The 18,558-nt window shown below is 71.7% G+C and carries 15 protein-coding genes; 14 read left to right on the top strand and 1 reads right to left on the bottom strand.

Annotated elements, in window-relative coordinates:
• Positions 1-321 precede the first annotated feature (321 nt).
• The 10 genes from ACT1U9_RS06705 to ACT1U9_RS06660 all read left to right on the top strand — a co-directional run bounded on the left by ACT1U9_RS06705 (position 322) and on the right by ACT1U9_RS06660 (position 11,078).
• Positions 322-1,824: an FAD-dependent monooxygenase gene (locus tag ACT1U9_RS06705; protein WP_444537455.1), complete on the top strand. Its 1,503-nt coding sequence runs from the start codon at positions 322-324 to the stop codon at positions 1,822-1,824.
• 53 nt (positions 1,825-1,877) lie between these two features.
• Positions 1,878-2,246, top strand: a complete 369-nt coding sequence (locus tag ACT1U9_RS06700) for an antibiotic biosynthesis monooxygenase family protein (RefSeq protein ID WP_444537454.1) — start codon at positions 1,878-1,880, stop codon at positions 2,244-2,246.
• Between the two features lie 555 nt (positions 2,247-2,801).
• Positions 2,802-3,857 (top strand): hypothetical protein, encoded by a 1,056-nt coding sequence (locus ACT1U9_RS06695; RefSeq protein ID WP_444537453.1) that lies wholly within the window; start codon positions 2,802-2,804, stop codon positions 3,855-3,857.
• 208 nt (positions 3,858-4,065) lie between these two features.
• Entirely contained in the window at positions 4,066-5,208 is a 1,143-nt protein-coding gene (locus ACT1U9_RS06690) for an inositol-3-phosphate synthase (protein WP_444539026.1), read from the top strand.
• On the top strand, positions 5,205-6,098 hold the full coding sequence (locus ACT1U9_RS06685; RefSeq protein WP_444537452.1) for an SCO3242 family prenyltransferase: 894 nt from the start codon (positions 5,205-5,207) through the stop codon (positions 6,096-6,098). Before ACT1U9_RS06690 ends, ACT1U9_RS06685 begins: the two co-directional genes overlap by 4 nt.
• On the top strand, positions 6,095-6,964 hold the full coding sequence (locus ACT1U9_RS06680) for a sugar phosphate isomerase/epimerase family protein (RefSeq protein ID WP_444537451.1): 870 nt from the start codon (positions 6,095-6,097) through the stop codon (positions 6,962-6,964). Before ACT1U9_RS06685 ends, ACT1U9_RS06680 begins: the two co-directional genes overlap by 4 nt.
• Positions 6,961-7,668 (top strand): EboA domain-containing protein, encoded by a 708-nt coding sequence (locus ACT1U9_RS06675; protein ID WP_444537450.1) that lies wholly within the window; start codon positions 6,961-6,963, stop codon positions 7,666-7,668. The genes ACT1U9_RS06680 and ACT1U9_RS06675 overlap by 4 nt, the downstream gene beginning before the upstream one ends.
• A 2-nt stretch (positions 7,669-7,670) precedes the next feature.
• The gene (locus ACT1U9_RS06670; RefSeq protein WP_444537449.1) at positions 7,671-8,519 is read left to right on the top strand and encodes a TatD family hydrolase; all 849 of its coding nucleotides are present in this window, start codon (positions 7,671-7,673) and stop codon (positions 8,517-8,519) included.
• A 4-nt stretch (positions 8,520-8,523) separates the two neighbouring features.
• Positions 8,524-9,693 carry a metabolite traffic protein EboE gene (eboE, locus tag ACT1U9_RS06665; RefSeq protein ID WP_444537448.1) on the top strand — a complete coding sequence of 390 codons (1,170 nt, stop codon included), beginning with the start codon at positions 8,524-8,526 and terminating at the stop codon, positions 9,691-9,693.
• Positions 9,690-11,078 (top strand): nucleotide pyrophosphatase/phosphodiesterase family protein, encoded by a 1,389-nt coding sequence (locus ACT1U9_RS06660; RefSeq protein WP_444537447.1) that lies wholly within the window; start codon positions 9,690-9,692, stop codon positions 11,076-11,078. The genes eboE and ACT1U9_RS06660 overlap by 4 nt, the downstream gene beginning before the upstream one ends.
• Before the next feature lie 77 nt (positions 11,079-11,155).
• On the opposite strand, the gene ACT1U9_RS06655 is transcribed toward ACT1U9_RS06660, so the two are convergent.
• Positions 11,156-12,238, bottom strand: a complete 1,083-nt coding sequence (locus tag ACT1U9_RS06655) for a methyltransferase (RefSeq protein WP_444537446.1) — start codon at positions 12,236-12,238, stop codon at positions 11,156-11,158.
• Positions 12,239-12,672: 434 nt separating this feature from the next.
• On the opposite strand from ACT1U9_RS06655, the gene ACT1U9_RS06650 reads away from it, so the two are divergent.
• The 4 genes from ACT1U9_RS06650 to ACT1U9_RS06635 all read left to right on the top strand — a co-directional run bounded on the left by ACT1U9_RS06650 (position 12,673) and on the right by ACT1U9_RS06635 (position 18,397).
• Complete coding sequence (locus ACT1U9_RS06650) at positions 12,673-13,836, top strand: ScyD/ScyE family protein (RefSeq protein WP_444537445.1); 1,164 nt, start codon at positions 12,673-12,675, stop codon at positions 13,834-13,836.
• Between the two features lie 244 nt (positions 13,837-14,080).
• Positions 14,081-14,536 (top strand): carboxymuconolactone decarboxylase family protein, encoded by a 456-nt coding sequence (locus ACT1U9_RS06645; protein ID WP_444537444.1) that lies wholly within the window; start codon positions 14,081-14,083, stop codon positions 14,534-14,536.
• Between the two features lie 211 nt (positions 14,537-14,747).
• Positions 14,748-16,175, top strand: coding sequence for a DUF4192 domain-containing protein (locus ACT1U9_RS06640; protein ID WP_444537443.1), 1,428 nt, complete (start codon positions 14,748-14,750; stop codon positions 16,173-16,175).
• Between the two features lie 128 nt (positions 16,176-16,303).
• Complete coding sequence (locus ACT1U9_RS06635; protein WP_444537442.1) at positions 16,304-18,397, top strand: glycogen debranching N-terminal domain-containing protein; 2,094 nt, start codon at positions 16,304-16,306, stop codon at positions 18,395-18,397.
• Positions 18,398-18,558 lie beyond the last annotated feature (161 nt).

Genomic DNA, 18,558 nt, shown 5'->3' with positions numbered 1-18,558 from the left:
CGGAAGCGGATCTTTCGCATAGTTGAACGATCAATTCCTATTACCGGCGCGTAATGAAGGGGACCCTATTAAGGATCACGGAAACGATCGCAAAAAGGATCACGGAAAACCGTAAGGTGTATTCCCCTTGACGCTTCTGATCGACGAGTTGCAGACTTCTTCGGCGGCCCGAAAGGTCTGTTCATGCGCCGCTGGGCGCCATCGAATTCAACGCTCCGTTTCCGATCCCGAAGGCCGTTTGAGCGGCACTGCGAGGCGTTGCGATCCGATTCCCGATGCGCGGAATCACCTCTCGCATTTCTGATCCAGGAGGGCGAAAAAATGGGTACTGGCGTGATCATTGCCGGGGCCGGTCCGGTAGGACTGATGCTGGCCGGAGAGCTCCGGCTGAACGGTGTCGATGTGGTTGTCTACGAGCAGCGCGCCACCCCGAGCGGCGAGTCGCGCGGGGTCGGTTTCACCCGGCGTGCCGCCGAGGTCTTCCACCAGCGCGGACTGCTGGCCCGCTTCGGCGACATCGAGATCGGCAACGAGGGCCACTTCGGCGGCGTGCGCATCGACTTCACGGCCCTGGAGGACAACCACTTCGGCATCCGGGGCGTACCGCAGTACCGCATCGAGGAGATCCTGGAGTCCTGGATCACCGAGCTCGGCGCGGACGTACGCCGTGGATACGAGGTGGTCGACTACCGGGAGGGCCCGGACGACATCACCGTGGTGGTCGAGGGACCCGACGGCCGTCAGGAGCACACGGCCCAGTACCTGGTGGGCTGTGACGGCGGGCGGTCCGCCGTCCGCAGACTGGCCGGCATCGAGTTCCCGGGCCGCGAGGCCACGCGCGGTATGTACGTGGCCGACGTCGTCGACCGCGACGACATCAAGCCGAGGGTGATCGGCGAACGCGTCGAGGGCGGGATGGTGATGGCGATCCGTCTTGAGGAAGGGGTGACCCGGATCATCATCCACCCGGCGAAGCTGACACCCCGGGACAGCAGCAAGCTGACGTTCACCGAGATCGCCGACTCCTGGCAGGAGCTCACCGGGCAGTCGCTGCACGGCGCCGAGACGAAGTGGGTGAGCGCGTTCACCAACGCCACCCGCCAGGCGGCCGAGTACCGGCGCGGCCGGGTCCTGCTCTCCGGCGACTCCACCCACATCCACATCCCGGCCGGGGCGCAGGGGCTGAGCGTCGGTGTCCAGGACGCGGTGAACCTCGGCTGGAAGCTGGCCGCCACCGTCAAGGGCTGGGCGCCCGAGGGACTGCTCGACACGTACCAGGCCGAGCGGCACCCGGTGGGCGAGAAGCTGCTGCGCAACACCCTCGCCCAGGCGTCCCTCTATCTCACCGGTGACGAGATGGAGCCGATGCGGCAGGTGATGCGCGAGCTGGTGCAGTCGCCGGACGCGGCCCGGCGCCTGGCCGGACACGTCAGCGGGCTCGGCATCCGCTACGACATGGGCGGCGCCACCGGCCACCCGCTGCTCGGACTGCGCATGCCCGACCGCGAGTTGAAGCTGTCGGACGGCTCGACCACGCGCGTCTCCGAGCTGCTGCACCCGGCGCGCGGCGTGCTCATCACCGCGGACGGCAGCACCGAGGCGGCCAAGCTCGCGGCCGGCTGGTCGGACCGGATCGATCTCGTCGGGGGCGGCTGGTCGGACCGGGTGGACATCGTCCCGGACGGCTGGGTCCCGGCGGACACCGCCGAGGGGACGACGCCGGACGCCGTCCTGCTCCGTCCCGACGGACATGTCGCCTGGGCGGCGCCCGACGGCGGTGAGCTGCTCGACGCGCTGATCCGCTGGTTCGGCTCTCCCCGCTGACCCGAAGAGGAACACAGACTGGGAGGAACCCCGAGGAACAGAGAGGAGGCCTTGTGATCGAGTTCGTGGAGGTCGACGAGTCCACTCCCTATATAAGGCAGTTGGAGGAGGAGACCGGGCCGGTGGTCCTCATCAACACCTTCACCGTGCCCGAGGGCAGGACCGAGGAGTTCCTGGCGCTCTGGCGGCGCGACGCCGCATACTTCACCGGGCAGCCCGGCTTCATCTCCACCCAGATGCACCGGGGCGTCGGCGGCAGCCGCGTGCTGGTGAACGTCGCCGTCTGGCAGTCCGCCGCCCATCTGGCGGCCGCCCACGCCAAGCCCGGATTCCGCGCGGCCGGTGAGGGCTACCCGGAGGGCTGCACCGTCTCCCCCCATCTGTACGAGAAGGTCGCCGTCGACGGCATCTGCGTCGACTGACCCGGCGAACGGCCCGGGACCCGTCACAGCCGGTGTGACAGGTTCCGGGTCAATTCTCGGCCAAAAAACCAGCCAACTTCATTCGGACGCAGGCAAGTTGGCCGACCAGTTTCGGCCCGGGGGGCAACCGGTGGTTACCCCCGGGCCGGGCGGCCGCCCGACGAGCATCACGAGTGCGAAGCCGATCAGCCGGGCGGAATGTGAAATTCCAACCGCACTTCTGACGGTCCCTGACGTCCGGGCCATCCCCGCGCGCCGATTCCATCGACGCTTCACCGCGCGCGCTACAGGAAGTTGTCCGGACTTGACGGAACCTGAACTTCCGCTCTGGCCGACCGATGTTTGCCCCCGTACAGCTGTGCGGAAAGCGCGGCTCCGGGGGCGCTCAGGCATGCCCCGACGACGATCGCCGAAGGTATGAACCACCCTTGTCCCGTACGGGAATCGGAGCCGTCCCAGCCCGCCGCAGGGTGGTTGACAAGGCTTCGCCCGTCGCCTTTCATTTCGCACACCGGAAGTGGATTCCGGTTCCGATTCATTGCGAGGGGGCGCAAAGTGAGTCTGGCCGAGCAATCAATTGACGAGTCGTTACTGAAACTCCATGCGGCCGACCTGGACGAGGTCGTGACCTCCATGGTCTGGATCGAGTCGCATCCCGCCGGTGAAGTGCGCATCGACTCCCTGGTCTTCGAGGACTCGCCCCGTCTCGGCGGAGCGGACGAGGACCACGTGCGCGTCCTCGCCGAAGCGGGGGACTCGCTGCCGCCCATCACCGTCCACCGCCCGTCGATGCGCGTCATCGACGGCACCCACCGGGTGCGCGCCGCCCTGTTGAACGGGCGCACCACGATCCAGGCCCGGATGGTCGACTGCGACGAGGGCGCCGCGTACGTCCTCGCGGTGAAGGCCAACGTCACCCACGGTCTGCCGCTGTCGCGGTCCGACCGCTCGGTGGCCGCGGCGCGCATCATCATGACCCATCCGCAGTGGTCGGACCGGGCTGTGGCAGCCGCCGTGGGCCTGTCCGACAAGACCATCTCCCGCATCCGGTCCCGCTCGTCCGCCGATGCTCCGCAGTCGAACGCGCGCCTGGGGCGCGACGGCCGGCTGCGCCCGCTGGACAGCGGATACCGCCGCCAGCAGGCCGCCGCGATGATCCACGAGCGGCCCAACGCGGGGCTGCGCGAGGTGGCCCGGGCCACCGGCCTCTCGCCGGCGACGGTACGGGACGTACGGCAGCGCATCGACCGGGGCGAGGACCCCGTGCCGGGTCGCTACCGTGCGGCGGCGGGCCAGAACCCGGCGCCGGGCGTGCCCGTGGTGCCGCGTCAGACGCAGCGCGCGGTGAGCGCGCGCAGCGAGCGGCGGGAGGTGTCCGTCGACCGGCAGAAGCTCCTCGCCAAGCTGAGCGAGGACCCCTCGCTGCGGCTCAACGAGGCGGGCCGGCGCACCCTGCGCTGGCTCCACCACTACACGGTGGACGGCGAGGGCATGGAGTCGCTGGGCCGCGGTCTGCCCGGCCACTGGGCGCCCGAGGTCGCCGACCTCGCGCGCAGCTGCGCCGCCGCCTGGCAGACGCTCGCCGAGCAGCTCCAGCAGAGGGCCGAGTAGAGCGGTCCACGGAACCGGCCACAACTGAACACCGTGGGCCGGGACGGACACCGGAGTGCTGGTTCGCGGACATGTGCCGCGACCAGCACTCCGTCCGTTCGCCTGTGCAACTGCGGCGCCCGTCCAACGATACGAATGAACAGCTGCCCAACCAGCCGCCACTACCGTCAGGTTGGAAAGGCTTCAACGCGCTGACGTCACCAGGAGGCTGCCCGTGTCCCCTTCCGCAGATATCCGCGAGAACGGCTCCAGGACGGGGGTCTGGTTCATCGGAGCCCGGGGCTCCGTCGCCACCACGGCCATCGCCGGCTGCGCCGCCGTCGCCGCCGGGCTCAAGGCCGCGACCGGCATGGTCACCGAGACCCTCGCGTTCGCCGACAGCGGTCTGCCCGATCTCACGTCCTTCGTCTTCGGCGGCCATGACGTCGCCAGTGGCCCGCTGCCCAAGCGGGCCGAGGAGCTGGCCGACGGGGGAGTGCTGCCGCACGGCCTGCCCGCCGCCGTGCGCGCCGAACTCGCCGCCGCCGACGCGGAGATACGCATGGGCGGCCCGCTGCCCGGCGACACCCGCGACGACGAGGAGCTGATCGCCGCGTTCGCCGCGGACATCGCCTCCTTCGCCGAGCGCACGGGGGTCGCCCGTACCGTCGTCGTCAATGTCTCCTCGACCGAGCCCGCGCCCGCCGAGGGTGCCAGTCGGCTGCCCGCGTCCTCGCTGTACGCGGCGGCCGCGCTGCGCGCGGGATGCGCGTATGTGAACTTCACTCCGTCTACCGGGGTGCACCACCCGGACCTCGCCCCGCTCGCCGAGGCGGCCGGTGTGCCGTACGCGGGCCGGGACGGCAAGACCGGCCAGACCCTGCTGCGGGCCGTGCTGGCGCCGATGTTCCACCAGCGGGCCCTGGCCGTACGGGCCTGGTCCGGCAGCAATCTGCTCGGCGGCGGCGACGGCGCCTCGCTCGCCGACCCGGCGGCGGCCGCCGCCAAGAACGCCGGGAAGAACCGGGTCCTTGAGGACAACCTCGGGGCGCTGCCCGAGGGCGAGGTGCACATCGACGACGTGCCCGCGCTCGGCGACTGGAAGACGGCCTGGGACCACATCGTCTTCGAGGGCTTCCTCGGCTCCCGGATGGTGCTCCAGACGATCTGGCAGGGCTGCGACTCGGCGCTCGCCGCCCCCCTCGTCCTGGACCTCGCCCGGCTCACCGCCCGCGCCCATGAGCTCCAACTGACAGGCCCACGGCCTGAGTTGGGCTTCTACTTCAAGGACCCGGACGGCGGCTCGTCCGCGCTGGCCGAGCAGTACGCGGCCCTGCTGGCGTTCGGTGAGCGGCTGCGGGAGGCCCGGTGAAGCCGGTGCTGCGCGACTGGGCCGAACTGCTGCGGATCTCCGCCCTGTTCAGTGTTCCCGGCGACGCCCTCGCGGGGGCGGCGGCCGCCGGGCTGCGCCCCAACCGGCACACCGCGCTCGCCGTGGGCGCCTCGCTCTGTCTCTACGAGGCCGGAATGGCGCTCAACGACTGGGCCGACCGCGAGGAGGACGCGCGCGAACGTCCGCACCGCCCGATTCCGTCCGGCCGTATCAAGCCGGGCGCGGCTCTGGCGGCGGCGGCCGGACTGACCGGTGCGGGCCTGGCCCTGGCCTATCGCGCGGGCCGCCCGGCGGGAGTGGTCGCGACCGCGCTCGCGGGCACGGTCTGGGCGTACGACCTGCGGCTGAAGCACACTCCGGCGGGCCCGGCGGCCATGGCGGCCGCGCGCTCCCTGGATCTGCTGCTCGGCGCGACGGCCACCTCCGGCGAGCCGTCCCCGGCCGCGCTCCTTCCGGCCACGGCCCTGGGCGCGCACACCTACGCGGTCACCACCGTCTCCCGCCACGAGACGCAGGGCGGTTCGGTCCGGGCGCCGATGGCGGCGCTCGCCTCCACCGCGGCTCTGGGCGCGCTCACCAGCCGCCGTCGCGGCACCACGGGAGCGCTCCAACTTCCCACCCGGCCACGGGACATCGCGCAGAGCGCCCTTGCCGCCACCTATGTGGGCACCGCCGGAAAGCCCCTCTTCCACGCCGTGCTCAACCCCTCGCCCCCGCTCACCCAGCGCGCCGTCGGCGGCGGCATCCGGGCGATGATCCCGCTCCAGGCGGCGCTCGCCGCACGCGCGGGCGCGGTGCGCAGCGCGGCCGCCCTGGTCGCACTCGTCCCCGTCGCCCGCACCCTCGCACGGAAGGTGAGCCCCACATGAGCGTCCGCCTCGGCTACGGCACCAACGGGCTGACCGACCTCCGGCTCGACGACGCCCTGTCCCTGCTCGCCGACCTCGGATACGAGGGTGTCGGGCTGACCCTCGACCATATGCACCTCGACCCGATGGCCCCCGAACTGGCCGCCCGTGCAAGCAAGGTGGCCAAGCGGCTCGATGAACTCGGGCTCGGCGTGACCGTCGAGACCGGCGCCCGGTACGTACTCGACCCCCGGCGCAAACACGGGCCGACGCTGCTGGACGCCGACCCGGACGCGCGCGCCCGGCGTACGGACCTGCTGGTCACGGCCGTGCGGGTCGCCGCCGACCTCGGCGCGCACGCCGTGCACTGCTTCAGCGGCATCACCCCCGAGGGCACCGACGACGACATCGCGTGGAAGCGGCTCGGCGAATCGCTGGCGCCGGTGCTCGACGCGGCGGAGCGGGCCGGGGTGCCGCTCGCGATCGAGCCCGAGCCCGGCCATCTCCTCGCCACGATCGCCGACTTCCACCGGCTGCGGGAGCAGTTGGGCGATCCGGAACTCCTCGGGCTCACGCTCGACATCGGGCACTGCCAGTGCCTGGAGTCCGCCTCGCCGGTGGAGTGCGTCCGCGCCGCCGCGCCCTGGCTGCGGCACGTCCAGATCGAGGACATGCGGCGCGGGGTGCACGAGCATCTGCCGTTCGGGGACGGGGAGATCGACTTCCCGCCCGTGCTGGAGGCGCTGAGCGCCACCGGCTACCAGGGGCTGACCGTCGTCGAACTGCCCCGCCACTCGCACGCGGGACCCGAACAGGCCCGCAGATCCATCGAGTTCCTGCGGACGGCCCTCGCCGACACCGCCGCCCGGCCCGCGAAGGGAGTATGACCGTGACACCTCGTGCGGAACTCGACGCCCGGTTGAGCGGCGCCGCCCGCGCCTGGCTCGACGAGGCGCTGGACGAGGCGGCGCACACCGCAGCCAGGCCCTCCAAGGGGTACGGCGTCGCGCCCTGGGAGCTGCGGTTCGCCTCGGCGGGACGCCGGCTCGGCGCCGACGCCGTGGACGACGCCCGTGTGCTGCTGCTGTGCACCGCCCGGGTGGACGCGCCCACCGCGACCCGGATCTACCAGCAGGGCAACGCGGCCGAGCGCCGCGCGGTGCTGCTCGCGCTGCCGGAGCTCGGCCTGGACGCGGCGGCCGGGGTGCCGCTCGTCGAGGACGCGCTGCGCGCCAACGACACGCGTCTGGTGGCGGCGGCCCTCGGCCCGTATGCGGCGGCACACCTGGACCCGCACGCCTGGCGGCACGCCGTGCTGAAGTGCCTGTTCACCGGCGTGCCCGTGAGCGCCGTCGCCTCGCTCGCCGAACGCGCCCACGGGGACGCGGAGTTGGCCCGGATGCTCGGCGACTTCGCGAAGGAACGTATCGCCGCCGGCCGCCCCGTACCCGAAGACCTGCACCATGTACTGGCCCTCACCGGGGCCGAGGAGCACTACTGCATTTTCCCGGGGGACGACCCCCGGACCCCCAGCAGTACAAACAGGCCGTACAGGGCGTCCGGCACGTCTTTGCCACGTAATACGGAGTAACCATGCGTATCTTCGACCCGCACATCCATATGACGTCCCGCACCACCGACGACTACGAGGCCATGTACGCGGCGGGCGTGCGCGCGGTCGTCGAGCCCGCCTTCTGGCTGGGCCAGCCCCGCACCTCGCCCGAGAGCTTCTTCGACTACTTCGACGCGCTGCTCGGCTGGGAGCCGTTCCGGGCCGCCCAGTACGGCATAGCCCACCACTGCACGATCGCCCTCAACCCCAAGGAGGCGAACGACCCGCGCTGTACGCCCGTCATCGACGAGCTGCCGCGCTATCTCGTCAAGGACGGGGTCGTGGCGGTCGGCGAGATCGGCTACGACTCGATGACCCCCGCCGAGGACACCGCGCTCGCGGCCCAGCTCCAGCTCGCCGCCGAGCACGGGCTGCCCGCCATGGTCCACACCCCGCACCGCGACAAGCTCACCGGCCTGCGCCGTACCATCGACGTCGTACAGGAGTCGGCGCTCGCCACCGACCGGGTGCTGCTCGACCACCTGAACGAGACGACGGTGCGCGAGGCCAAGGACAGCGGCGCCTGGCTCGGCTTCTCGGTCTACCCCGACACCAAGATGGACGAGGACCGGATGGTCGCGATCCTCGACGAGTACGGCCCGGAGAAGGTGCTGGTCAACTCGGCGGCGGACTGGGGCAAGAGCGATCCGCTCAAGACCCGCAAGGTCGCCGACGCCATGCTGAAGGCGGGCTTCGACGAGGACGCCGTGGACCTGGTGCTGTGGCGCAACCCCGTCGCGTTCTACGGGCTCAGCGGCCGTCTCGACCTCTCGGTGACCGCGCCGGAGTCCCTGCACGAGGGCAACTCCATTCTGCGCGGCGGAGAGTGACCTGATGCGTCTGCGCCACCCCGACGGCTCCACGGTCCACCTCGCGTACTGCACCAACGTCCACCCCGCCGAAACCCTCGACGGCGTCCTCGCCCAGCTGCGCGACCACTGCGAGCCGGTCCGCCGGCGCCTGGGCACCGACCGGCTCGGCATCGGTCTGTGGCTGGCCCGGGGCGCGGCCGAGGAGCTGAGCGCCGATCCGGCCGCGCTGCGCGGGCTGCGCGCCGAACTCGACGGGCGCGGCCTGGAGGTCGTCACCCTCAACGGCTTCCCGTACGACGGTTTCGGCGCCGAGGAGGTCAAGTACCGCGTCTACAAGCCGGACTGGACCGATCCGGAACGCCTGGAGTACACCGCCGACCTGGCTCGGCTGCTCGCCGCGCTGCTCCCCGACGGCGTCACCGAAGGCACCATCTCCACCCTGCCGCTCGCCTGGCGGACCGGTTTCGACGCGACGGCGGCCGAGGCGGCGCACTCCGCGCTGCGCACGCTGGCGGCGCGCCTCGATGCGCTGGAGGAGGAGACCGGCAAGTCCATCCGGATCGGCCTGGAGCCTGAGCCGGGCTGCACGGTGGAGACCACCGCCGACGCCATCGCGCCGCTCACCGCGATCGGCTCGCCGCGCATCGGCATCTGCGTCGACACCTGCCACCTCGCCACCTCCTTCGAGGATCCGGCGACCGCGCTGGAGGCGCTGCACACGGCCGGGATCGCGATCCCGAAGGTGCAACTGTCGGCCGCGCTGCACGCCGAGGACCCGAGCAGGCCCGAAGTACGCTCCGCGCTGGCCGAGTTCGCCGAGCCGCGCTTCCTGCATCAGACCCGTACGCGGGCGGGCGCCGAACTGCTCGGTACCGACGACCTCGACGAGGCGCTGACCGGGGCCGCCCTGCCGGACTCCGCGCCCTGGCGCGCGCACTTCCACGTACCGCTTCATGCGACGCCCGAGGCGCCGCTGACCTCCACGCTGCCGGTGCTGCGCGAGACCCTGGCCGGTCTGGTCGGCGGTCCCGTCGCGCACACGCACCACCTGGAGGTGGAGACGTATACCTGGCAGGCCCTGCCGGCCGGGCTGCGTCCGCGCGACCGGGACCAGCTCGCCGACGGCATCGCCGCCGAACTCTCCCTCGCCCGGGACCTGTTGACCGACCTCGGCCTCAAGGAACTGTCATGACGGACGACCGCACCCCGACCCCCTTGCTGGTCCTGGACGTCGTCGGGCTCACCCCCCGGCTGCTCGACCACATGCCCCGCCTCAAGCAGCTCGCCCGATCGGGCTCGAAGGCGCAGCTCGGCACGGTGCTGCCCGCCGTGACGTGCGCCGCCCAGTCCACGTTCCTGACGGGCACGCTCCCCGCCGAGCACGGCATCGTCGGCAACGGGTGGTACTTCCGCGACCTCGGCGAGGTCCTGCTGTGGCGCCAGCACAACGGCCTGGTCGAGGGCGACAAGCTGTGGGACGCGGCCCGCCGTGCGCACCCCGGCTACACCGTCGCCAACATCTGCTGGTGGTACGCGATGGGCGCGGACACCGACATCACGGTCACCCCGCGCCCGGTCTACTACGCGGACGGCCGCAAGGAACCCGACTGCTACACCCGCCCCCCGGCGCTCCACGACGAACTGCACGACAAGTTCGGCACGTTCCCCCTCTTCAACTTCTGGGGACCGACCGCCGACATCGTCTCCTCCCAGTGGATCGTCGACGCGACCCGCCACATCCTGGCGACCCGCAACCCGGACCTGGCGCTCTGCTATCTCCCGCACCTGGACTACGACCTCCAGCGGTACGGTCCGGACGACCCGCGCTCGTACCAGGCGGCCCGGGACCTGGACGCGGCGATGGCGCCGCTGTTGGACGACGCGGAGGCTGCGGGCCGCACCGTCGTCGCGCTCTCCGAGTACGGGATCACCAAGGTCAGCCGCCCGGTCGACATCAACCGGGCGCTGCGCCGCGCGGGGCTCCTCGAAGTCCACACTCAGGACGGCATGGAGTACCTGGACCCGATGGCCTCGCGCGCGTTCGCGGTCGCCGACCACCAGCTCGCGCACATCTACGTACGTACGCCGCAGGACCTGGAGGCGACCCGGGAAGCCCTCGCGGATCTGCCGGGCATCGACCAACTCCTGGACGACGACGGCAAGAAGAGCTTCGGCCTGGACCACCCGCGCTCGGGCGAACTGGTCGCGGTCGCCGAGCCGGACGCCTGGTTCACGTACTACTACTGGCTCGACGACGACCGCGCCCCGGACTTCGCGCAGCTCGTCGAGATCCACCGCAAGCCCGGATACGACCCGGTCGAGCTGTTCATGGACCCGCTCGACCCGTATGTGAAGGTGAAGGCCGCCAAGGCGCTGGCCCGCAAGAAGCTCGGGATGCGCTACCGGATGGCGGTCGTGCCGCTCGACCCCTCGCCGATCCGCGGCAGCCACGGGCGCCTGCCCGACGACCCGCAGGACGGGCCGGTGCTGCTGTGCTCGACGCCTGACGCGGTCGGGGACGCGGTGGAGGCAACCGAGGTGAAGGGGCTGCTGCTCGGGCTCGCGGGCCTGGCGTAATACACCCCTCGTACATGCAGAAGCTCCTGGCGGAATCGTTCCGCCAGGAGCTTCTGTGCAGGGGGTGAAGCGCTGGATCAGATCGGGCGGGCCTCGACGATCGACACGCCCGCGGCCGTCTGCACGATGCGGTCGAGCTCGAAGCCGGTCGCGCGCAGGATCTCCGAGTACTGGCGCGCCGTACGCTCCTTGCCGCCGACCAGAATCATCAGCCACAGGTCGACCAGCTTGGCCGGGTGGGGCTTGTTGCCCTCCGGAGGAACGAATTCCATGACAAGAAGGCGGCCGTCGGGGCTGATTGCCTCACGCGTGTTCTTGAGGATCTCAAGCGCCTTGGGCTCGGGCCATTCGTGCAGAATGTGCTTGAGCATGTAGGCGTCCCCGCCGGCGGGCAGCGGACCGAAGAGATCGCCCTTGTCGATCGCCACCCGGTCGACCACGCCCTCTTCGGTGAGAAACGCGTCGGCGCCGAGCTCGTCCGCACGGGAATCGAAGAGGATTCCCTGCGCGGTGGGTGTCTTCTTGAGGATCGCCGACAGCAGACCGCCACGGCCGCCGAAGACGTCCACCAGCGTCTTGTACTTGGAGAAGTCGTACGCCGCGAGAATGGGCTCGGTCTCCATATTCGAGAGCGTGCCCATGCCGTTGAGGAAGATCTCGGCGAATTCCGGGTTCTGGCCCAGATACTCGTACGCGTGCATGCCGCGGTTCTTCTCAAGGCTCGGCTGTCCCGTGCGCACCGTGTGGATGAGCGCGCCCCAGTCCTCCCAGCTCGCGGGGGTACCGGTCAACAGGGCCATGTCGCGCATCGAGTTCGGTGTGCCGGTGCGGAGCGCGTCGGCCATCGGGGTCAGCTTGAAGCGGCCGTCGCTCTCCTCGCTGAATATCCGGTAACTGGCCAGCGCGCGCAGCAGCCGGTGCACGGCGTCCGGGTCGGCCTCGATCCGCCGGGCGATCTCGTCCGAGGTCAGCGGGCCGTCGGCGAGCTGGTCGGCGATCTTCAGCTCGGCCGCCACATAGATCGCCTGGGACACCCAGGCGCCCTGGGCGAGTTCGAGCACGGCGATCGGCGCGGGCACCATCAGCTGGGCGAGCCGTTGCACCCGCGCGCGCACACCTTCGACGATGCGGACGACTCGGGCGGGCGGAATGGGGGGCATGCGTATCCTCCATGGGCGGTTGCGCAGCGGTATCAAGAGTCTTAATTACCGGGGATACCGGAAACTATGGGCGTCGCCCGCCAGACTCTAGAGCCGTACATCGGCGCGGAACAACCACTCGACACGCGGAAACCGGCCCCGAGTTGGCCGATTGCGTACGGAAGATCCAGCACGGGATCCGGCACGACATCCGCACCAGATCAGCACCAGTGAATTCCGAGTGCGAATCAAGTGTTCAACTGCGGAGGCGCCGCAGTCGGCCACCCACTTACAAGTGGCCTATAAGTACGGGACGGTTGAGGTAGAAGCGTCTATCGTGGCGCCCGGTTGAGACGGCTCCCAATGACGGGGGCTCGCCATGATGAGGGAGAGACATGTCGAGAATACGCAGGTCTTGGAGTGGGGCCTTCGTGGCGGCGGCGGCCGTGGGAACCTTGACGGCCACGCTGGTCCCGGGTCCCGCACAGGCCTCGCCGAAGGAGGCGAAGGCCGCTGACACTGCAAACATCCAGGTTATTGCGAGCAAGCTCAACAACCCGCGCGGTATATCCGTGCAGGACGACGGCACGATCCTGGTCGCCGAGTCCGGCGTGGGCAAGCCGGGCTGCGCGCCCGGCACCAAGTGCGTCGGTCTGACCGGTTCCATCTACCGCGTCAAGGGCTCGGAGCAGGGCCGCGTCGTCACCGGTCTGCCGTCCTCGGCGGTCGCCCCGACCAACCCGTACGAGCCGATCTCGGCCGCCGGCCCCAACGACGTCGAGGCCAACGGCTCGGGTTACCTCGTGCTCAACGGCTTCGGCGGCGGCACGGACGACCGTGACAAGCTCGGCAAGGACGCGGCCAAGCTCGGCACGCTCCAGACCGCGAGCGGCTGGGTCCTCGGCGACCTGGCGAAGCACGAGACGCTGCTCGACCCCGACTGGATCCTCGGCCACGTGCCGAACCCGGAAGAGGCCTCGATCCACAGCAACCCGTGGCGCTTCGCGCGCAACGGCCGCGGCTTCCTGGTCGCGGACGCGGGCGGCAACGACCTGGTCGGCATCGGCTTCGGCGGCAAGACCACCACCGAGGCGATCTTCCCCGACAACGAGATCCCGGCACCGGGCGGTGCCGCAGCGGCTCCGTCGGCCAAGGAGAAGAAAGCCCTGTCCGCGCTCGTCCCGCAGGCCACGACGACCGCGGCCAACGGCACGGTCAAGGTCCAGTCGGTGCCCAGCGGCATCCTCAAGGGCAAGGACGGCGCGTTCTACATGGCCGACATGGGCGGTCTGCGTCCGGGCGGCTCGCGCATCTGGCGGATCGTGCCGGGCCACCGCGCCGAGGTCTTCGCCAGCGGCCTGACCGCCGTCAGCGACCTGGCGCAGGACAGCGACGGCAACCTGATCGCCCTGACGCTCACCGGCGGCTTCCAGCAGCAGGGCCCGCCGCTGCCGGGCAAGCTGAACCGGATCGACATCAAGACCAAGGCGGTCACCGAGATCCCGACCGACGGCAAGCTGTCGATGGCCACCGGCCTGGCGGTCGGCCCGGACGACGAGATCTACGTGACCAACAACTCGGTCGGCACCGAGGGTCAGCTGATCAAGATCACCGAGTAGTACGGGTGTAGTCGCGGTCCGGTCCGCGGGTCGGGCCGGCGTGTGACGTGCGGCCCCGCCAGGCTTCCGAGCCCGGCGGGGCCGCTTCGTCGTGCCGCCGGAAGATCGCCTGGAAATTTCTTCCTCTCCTCCGGTCACACTCTCGCGCCGGGACCCGTCAGACGGGTGACGCGGGATCCCGACCGATGGGATCGAGCCAGCGTCACCGCTGAAAGATCGCATAGATCTCTGAAGGAGAGCAGTCATGGAAGCACGGATGCAGAACCCGGCGATGGTCCTCCCCGACGCGATGCAGGCCATCCAGGGTCTGTACAAGGCCACGTACGCGGGTGGCGTCCCGGCGGGCCTGCTCGCCCTGAGCCACCTGCGCGCGAGCCAGATCAATGGCTGCAGCCCCTGTGTGGAGTCGGCGTCCGGCCAGGCGCGCAAGGCGGGCGAGAGCGACGAGAAGATCTTCTCCGTCGGCGCCTGGCGCGAGACCCCCTTCTACACCGACTCCGAGCGCGCGGCCCTCGCCCTCACCGAGCACGTCACGCGCCTGGCCGACCGCGAGGACCCGGTCCCGGACGCGGTGTGGAACGAGGCCGCCAAGCACTTCAACGAGCAGGAGCTCGCGGCCCTGGTGCTGCACATCGCGGTCAGCAACCTGTTCAACCGCCTGAACGCCACGACGAAGCAGCAGGCCGGGCAGAAGTGGTAGGTGCGGCTCGCGCCTGACAGCAGGTCCAACCGGGCGGGCGGCGTGGCCGTCGCGGCGATACGCGAGGGCCGCGCCGTGACCGGGTCGACCTGATGCGCGAGGCGACGGCTGCCACCTCAGTATGCCCGGCAGGGGCGTGGCTTGTTCTGGCCTGTGGACAACGTTTTCCACAGGGGTGGTGACGGGTGCCCGGAGACGGGACCGTCGAGACATGAACAAGCACCACGAATCTCATGAACTGTTCGATGACGACCCGCAGATCACGCTGCGCGACCCGGCCGATCTCGCGGACGCGCTGCCGTATCTGATGGGCTTCCATCCGACGGACTCCGTCGTGATGGTCGCCCTCCATGGTCGCCGGGGCCGCTTCGGCGGGCGGCTCCGGCTCGGCATCCCGCGTTCGCCCGGGGAGTGGCCGCATGTCGCGGAGCAACTGGCCGAGTGCCTGGTCACGGGAAGCGAGCGGCGCGGGCCGCGCCCGGACGGGATCATCGTGTTCCTCTGCCAGGACCCCGACCCGGTCGGCGATATGACGGGCAGTCAAGTCATGGAAAAGCTGAGGCCGTTGGCGCAGCATCTGCGTACGGCCTGCGGCGGCCTGGATGTGCCGGTCCTGGAGGCGCTGTGCATCTCGGACGGGCGGTACTGGTCGTACTGCTGCCCGGACGCGCGCTGCTGCCCGCCGGAGGGGAGCGCCTTGGTCCTGCCCGGTACGTCGGCGCTGGCGGCGGCCGCGACGTACGCCGGGCTCCAAGTGCGCGGCACGTTACGGGAGATGGAGGCCAGGCTCGCCCCGTGGCGGCGCCCGGCGGCGGCCGCCGAGCAGGAACGGGTGCTGGCGGCGACGGAGGAACGGCTGCTGCCCCGCATCCTGGACGAGGAGGAGCGGGCGCTGGTCGGGCGCGAGACGCTGGATCTGGCGGGTCTGCTGATGCGGCGCCTGTCCTGCGCGCCCCCGGCGTCGGGCCGCTCCGACGGGGACGCGCTCGACGACGGCCTGATCGCCCACGGCGAGGCGGCGGCACTGGTTCTCGGCCTCCAGGACCGCACCACACGGGACCGCGCGGCGGAGTGGATGGAGGGCCCGGACGCGGCTCCGGCCCTGCGTCTGTGGCGCGCCCTGTCCCGCCGCTGCGTCGGCCGTTATACGGAACACGCGGCCGCGCCCCTGACGCTGGCGGGCTGGGTGGCCTGGTCGACCGGCGACGAGCCCGCCGCCCGTGTGGCCCTGGGCCTGGCCCTGCGCGTCGACCCCGGCTGCACCTTCGCCCAACTCCTCCACCAGGCCTGCAACGAGGGCCTGAATCCGGAGGCCCTGCGGAAGTGTTTGCGGGAGGAGCGGGTGGAACGGGAGCGGGTGGAAGGGGATGTGCGCGAGTCGCGGGCGGAGCGAGAGGTGTGCGAGGAGCGGGTGGCTCGGGAGGAGCGCGAGGAGCGGGCCGAGTTGGAACGGCTGGGGTCGGGCCCGCAGATGACCTCGCCTCATCGGCCGAAGTCACGCCGAAAGGCCCCGCTGAGTCGGAAGGAAACCGCGGACCGGCCTGCGAGGCCTGACGGGGGCACGCCGGGCGCCCGGCTCGCCCCGCGCGGGATCCGGCGCGCGGGCAGGGCGGGTCAGCGTGACGGGACGGGCCGATGAAACCGGGTCCATGCCACGGCGTGTCGCTCCGTGACCCGTGTACGGCCCGCCGCGTTCACCGGTGGGACGGCGCACCAGGGCCGTCCGCTCGACGGACGGATGTGGCCCGAGTGCCCGGAAGGCAGCGTATGGCGTTCAATGTTCCGCCCCGGGCCCCCGCCCCGGGCGGCCCGGTGTCCACGGCGCCGGGACCGGCGCGACGGCAGGCGCCCGCGCCCGGCCTGCCCGACGCACGACGGATCGGCGGCGCCCCGGGCGGTGGCCCCGGCCACGGCGAACTTCCGCCGGTGCACTCGGCCCTGATCTCGGTCGCCCTGCCCGGCCTTGTCGTCTCGGCCGAGCACGGTCAGCTCACCGGGCACGGCCTGGAGGGCTTCTATCAGAACGGCCGACGGCTCCTTGCGCGCTGCCAGTTGAAGGTGGCGGGGCGCGAGCCGATCGCGCTCCAGGGCAGACCGATATCGGCCGACCGTGCCCGCTTCAGCGCGGTGGTCCGCACCCCCTCCGACAGCGGCCCCGACCCGGAGATCGCGATCGAACGGGTGCGCCGGGCCGACGGCAGCGAGCGGATCACCCTGCGCAGCGCGTCGCCCCGCCCGCTCCGGCTGCCCGTGGAGATCGCACTCGGCACCGACCTCGCCGAGCTGGGCGCGGTCGCGGCGGGCCGGGCCGGACCCGAACTGCCGGGCAGCGTCCATGACTCGGGGATGCGCTGGACGGGCCCCGGCGCGCACGCCGTGGTGAGCGCGCAGCCGCCCCCGGCCGACGCGCTGGCCTCGGCGGGCGTGCTGCGCTGGGACGTGGAGCTGCCTCCCGGTGGCTCGTACACGATCGAGCTGCACATCCGGAGTGACCGCGCGGATCGCCTGGCCAGGTCGCCGGGGCAGGCCGTCGGCCAGGCGCTGCCGCACGCCGAGGCGGAGGGCGACGACCCCAGGGTCGCGCCGCTGCTCCAGAGCGGCCTCGACGACCTGCGGGCGCTCCTGGTGCGCGACCCGGCGCACCCGGCCGATGTGTACGCGGCGGCGGGAGTGCCCTGGCGGACCGGACCGGCCCCGGCGGAGGCGTTGTGGGCCGCGCGGATGGCGCTGCCGCTCACCACCCGGCTCGCGGCGGCGACCCTGCGCGCGGTGGCCCGTACGCAACTTCCGGACACCGGGCGGGAGTTGGGTCCGCTGCCCGGTCCGGTCCGGGACGCGGGACCGCATCTGCCGCCCAGCTGTACCGGGGTGGAGGCGACGCTGGCGTTTCCCGTGGTGCTCGCGGAGGCGCGGCGCTGGGGGCTGCCCGAGTCCGAGGTGGCGGAGCTGCTGCCGGTGGCGGAGCGGTGTCTGCGCTGGCTGCGTACGAGTGCGGGCGGCGGATATCTCGTCGAGCCGGGCCCGGCGGTGGGTCTGGTGCGCGCCGAGACCCAGGCCCATGCGCACCGCGCCGCCGTACTGGGGGCGGAGCTGCTGCGCGAGTGCGGCCGTCCCGGGGCCGAGGAGTGCGCCGGGTGGGCGGCGGCGTTGCGGGAGCGGTTCCGGGAGGAGTTCTGGATCGAGGACCTCGCGGGCGGGCGCCCCGCCGCCGCCCGTACCGCCGACGGCCGCCCGGTCCCGCCGCTTGGCGCGGGCGCCGCCCACCTCCTGGACACCGGCCTCCTCGGCGCGGGCCGGCTCGCCCCCGGGCTGCTCGACAAGGTGCAGACGGAACAGCTGGCGAGACTGCTCGGCAGCCCGGTCATGGACTCGGGGTGGGGCCTGCGCGGGCTCGGCGCCAAGGAGGCGGGGTACAACCCGTTCGGCCACCGGGCGGGCGCGGTGCGGGTGTACGACACGGCCGTCGCGGTCACGGGCCTGGCGGCCGCGGGGTACGAGAAGGAGGCGAGCGCGCTGCTGCGCGGAGTCCTGGACGCGGCCGAGGCGTTCGGCTACCGGCTTCCCGAGATGTACGCGGGGGAGCAGCGCACCGCCGACAGCGCCCCGCTGCCGCACCCCGCCGCCTGCCGCCCGGCCGCCGTCGCCGCGGCCTCGGTGGTCCAGCTGCTCAGCGCGCTCGCCGGGATCCGCCCGGACGCCCCGGCGGGCACGGTCGCGCTGGCTCCCGTGCGGTCCGCCCCGCTCGGCGCGGTGCGCCTTTCGGGGCTGAGCGTCGCGGGGGAGCCCTTCGCCGTACGGGTCAGCAGGCTCGGCGTCGGCATGGTCGAGCAGGCCGCCGACCGGCTCCAGTTGGGAGGCTGAACGCAGTGCTGAGTGAATCCGGTGCCGAGGCCGAGGAGGACGTCCTGGTGAGCGACGCGGCGGGCGACGGCAGGACCTTCGTACGAGGCGCCATGGGTGGGAGGCGTGGGATGACCGGTGAGGGCGTTACGGCCAGAGGCGTCCGGGGGCGTGTTTATCGT

Origin of the sequence: Streptomyces sp. BR1, from assembly GCF_052373795.1 — a bacterium.
In the GTDB taxonomy this organism is placed as follows: Bacteria; Actinomycetota; Actinomycetes; order Streptomycetales; family Streptomycetaceae; genus Streptomyces.
Note: the sequence above shows the minus strand (reverse complement) of the source record. Positions and strands in the feature narration are given on the sequence as shown.

What these genes read in the sequence shown, in the direction of transcription:
- ACT1U9_RS06670 (WP_444537449.1), top strand. Translation starts at nt 7,671, where the DNA reads ATGCGTATCTTCGACCCGCACATCCATATGACGTCCCGCACCACCGAC.
- ACT1U9_RS06645 (WP_444537444.1), top strand. Translation starts at nt 14,081, where the DNA reads ATGGAAGCACGGATGCAGAACCCGGCGATGGTCCTCCCCGACGCGATG.
- ACT1U9_RS06640 (WP_444537443.1), top strand. Translation starts at nt 14,748, where the DNA reads ATGAACAAGCACCACGAATCTCATGAACTGTTCGATGACGACCCGCAG.
- ACT1U9_RS06675 (WP_444537450.1), top strand. Translation starts at nt 6,961, where the DNA reads ATGACCGTGACACCTCGTGCGGAACTCGACGCCCGGTTGAGCGGCGCC.
- ACT1U9_RS06655 (WP_444537446.1), bottom strand. Translation starts at nt 12,238, where the DNA reads ATGCCCCCCATTCCGCCCGCCCGAGTCGTCCGCATCGTCGAAGGTGTG.
- ACT1U9_RS06635 (WP_444537442.1), top strand. Translation starts at nt 16,304, where the DNA reads ATGGCGTTCAATGTTCCGCCCCGGGCCCCCGCCCCGGGCGGCCCGGTG.
- ACT1U9_RS06705 (WP_444537455.1), top strand. Translation starts at nt 322, where the DNA reads ATGGGTACTGGCGTGATCATTGCCGGGGCCGGTCCGGTAGGACTGATG.
- ACT1U9_RS06680 (WP_444537451.1), top strand. Translation starts at nt 6,095, where the DNA reads ATGAGCGTCCGCCTCGGCTACGGCACCAACGGGCTGACCGACCTCCGG.
- ACT1U9_RS06660 (WP_444537447.1), top strand. Translation starts at nt 9,690, where the DNA reads ATGACGGACGACCGCACCCCGACCCCCTTGCTGGTCCTGGACGTCGTC.
- eboE (WP_444537448.1), top strand. Translation starts at nt 8,524, where the DNA reads ATGCGTCTGCGCCACCCCGACGGCTCCACGGTCCACCTCGCGTACTGC.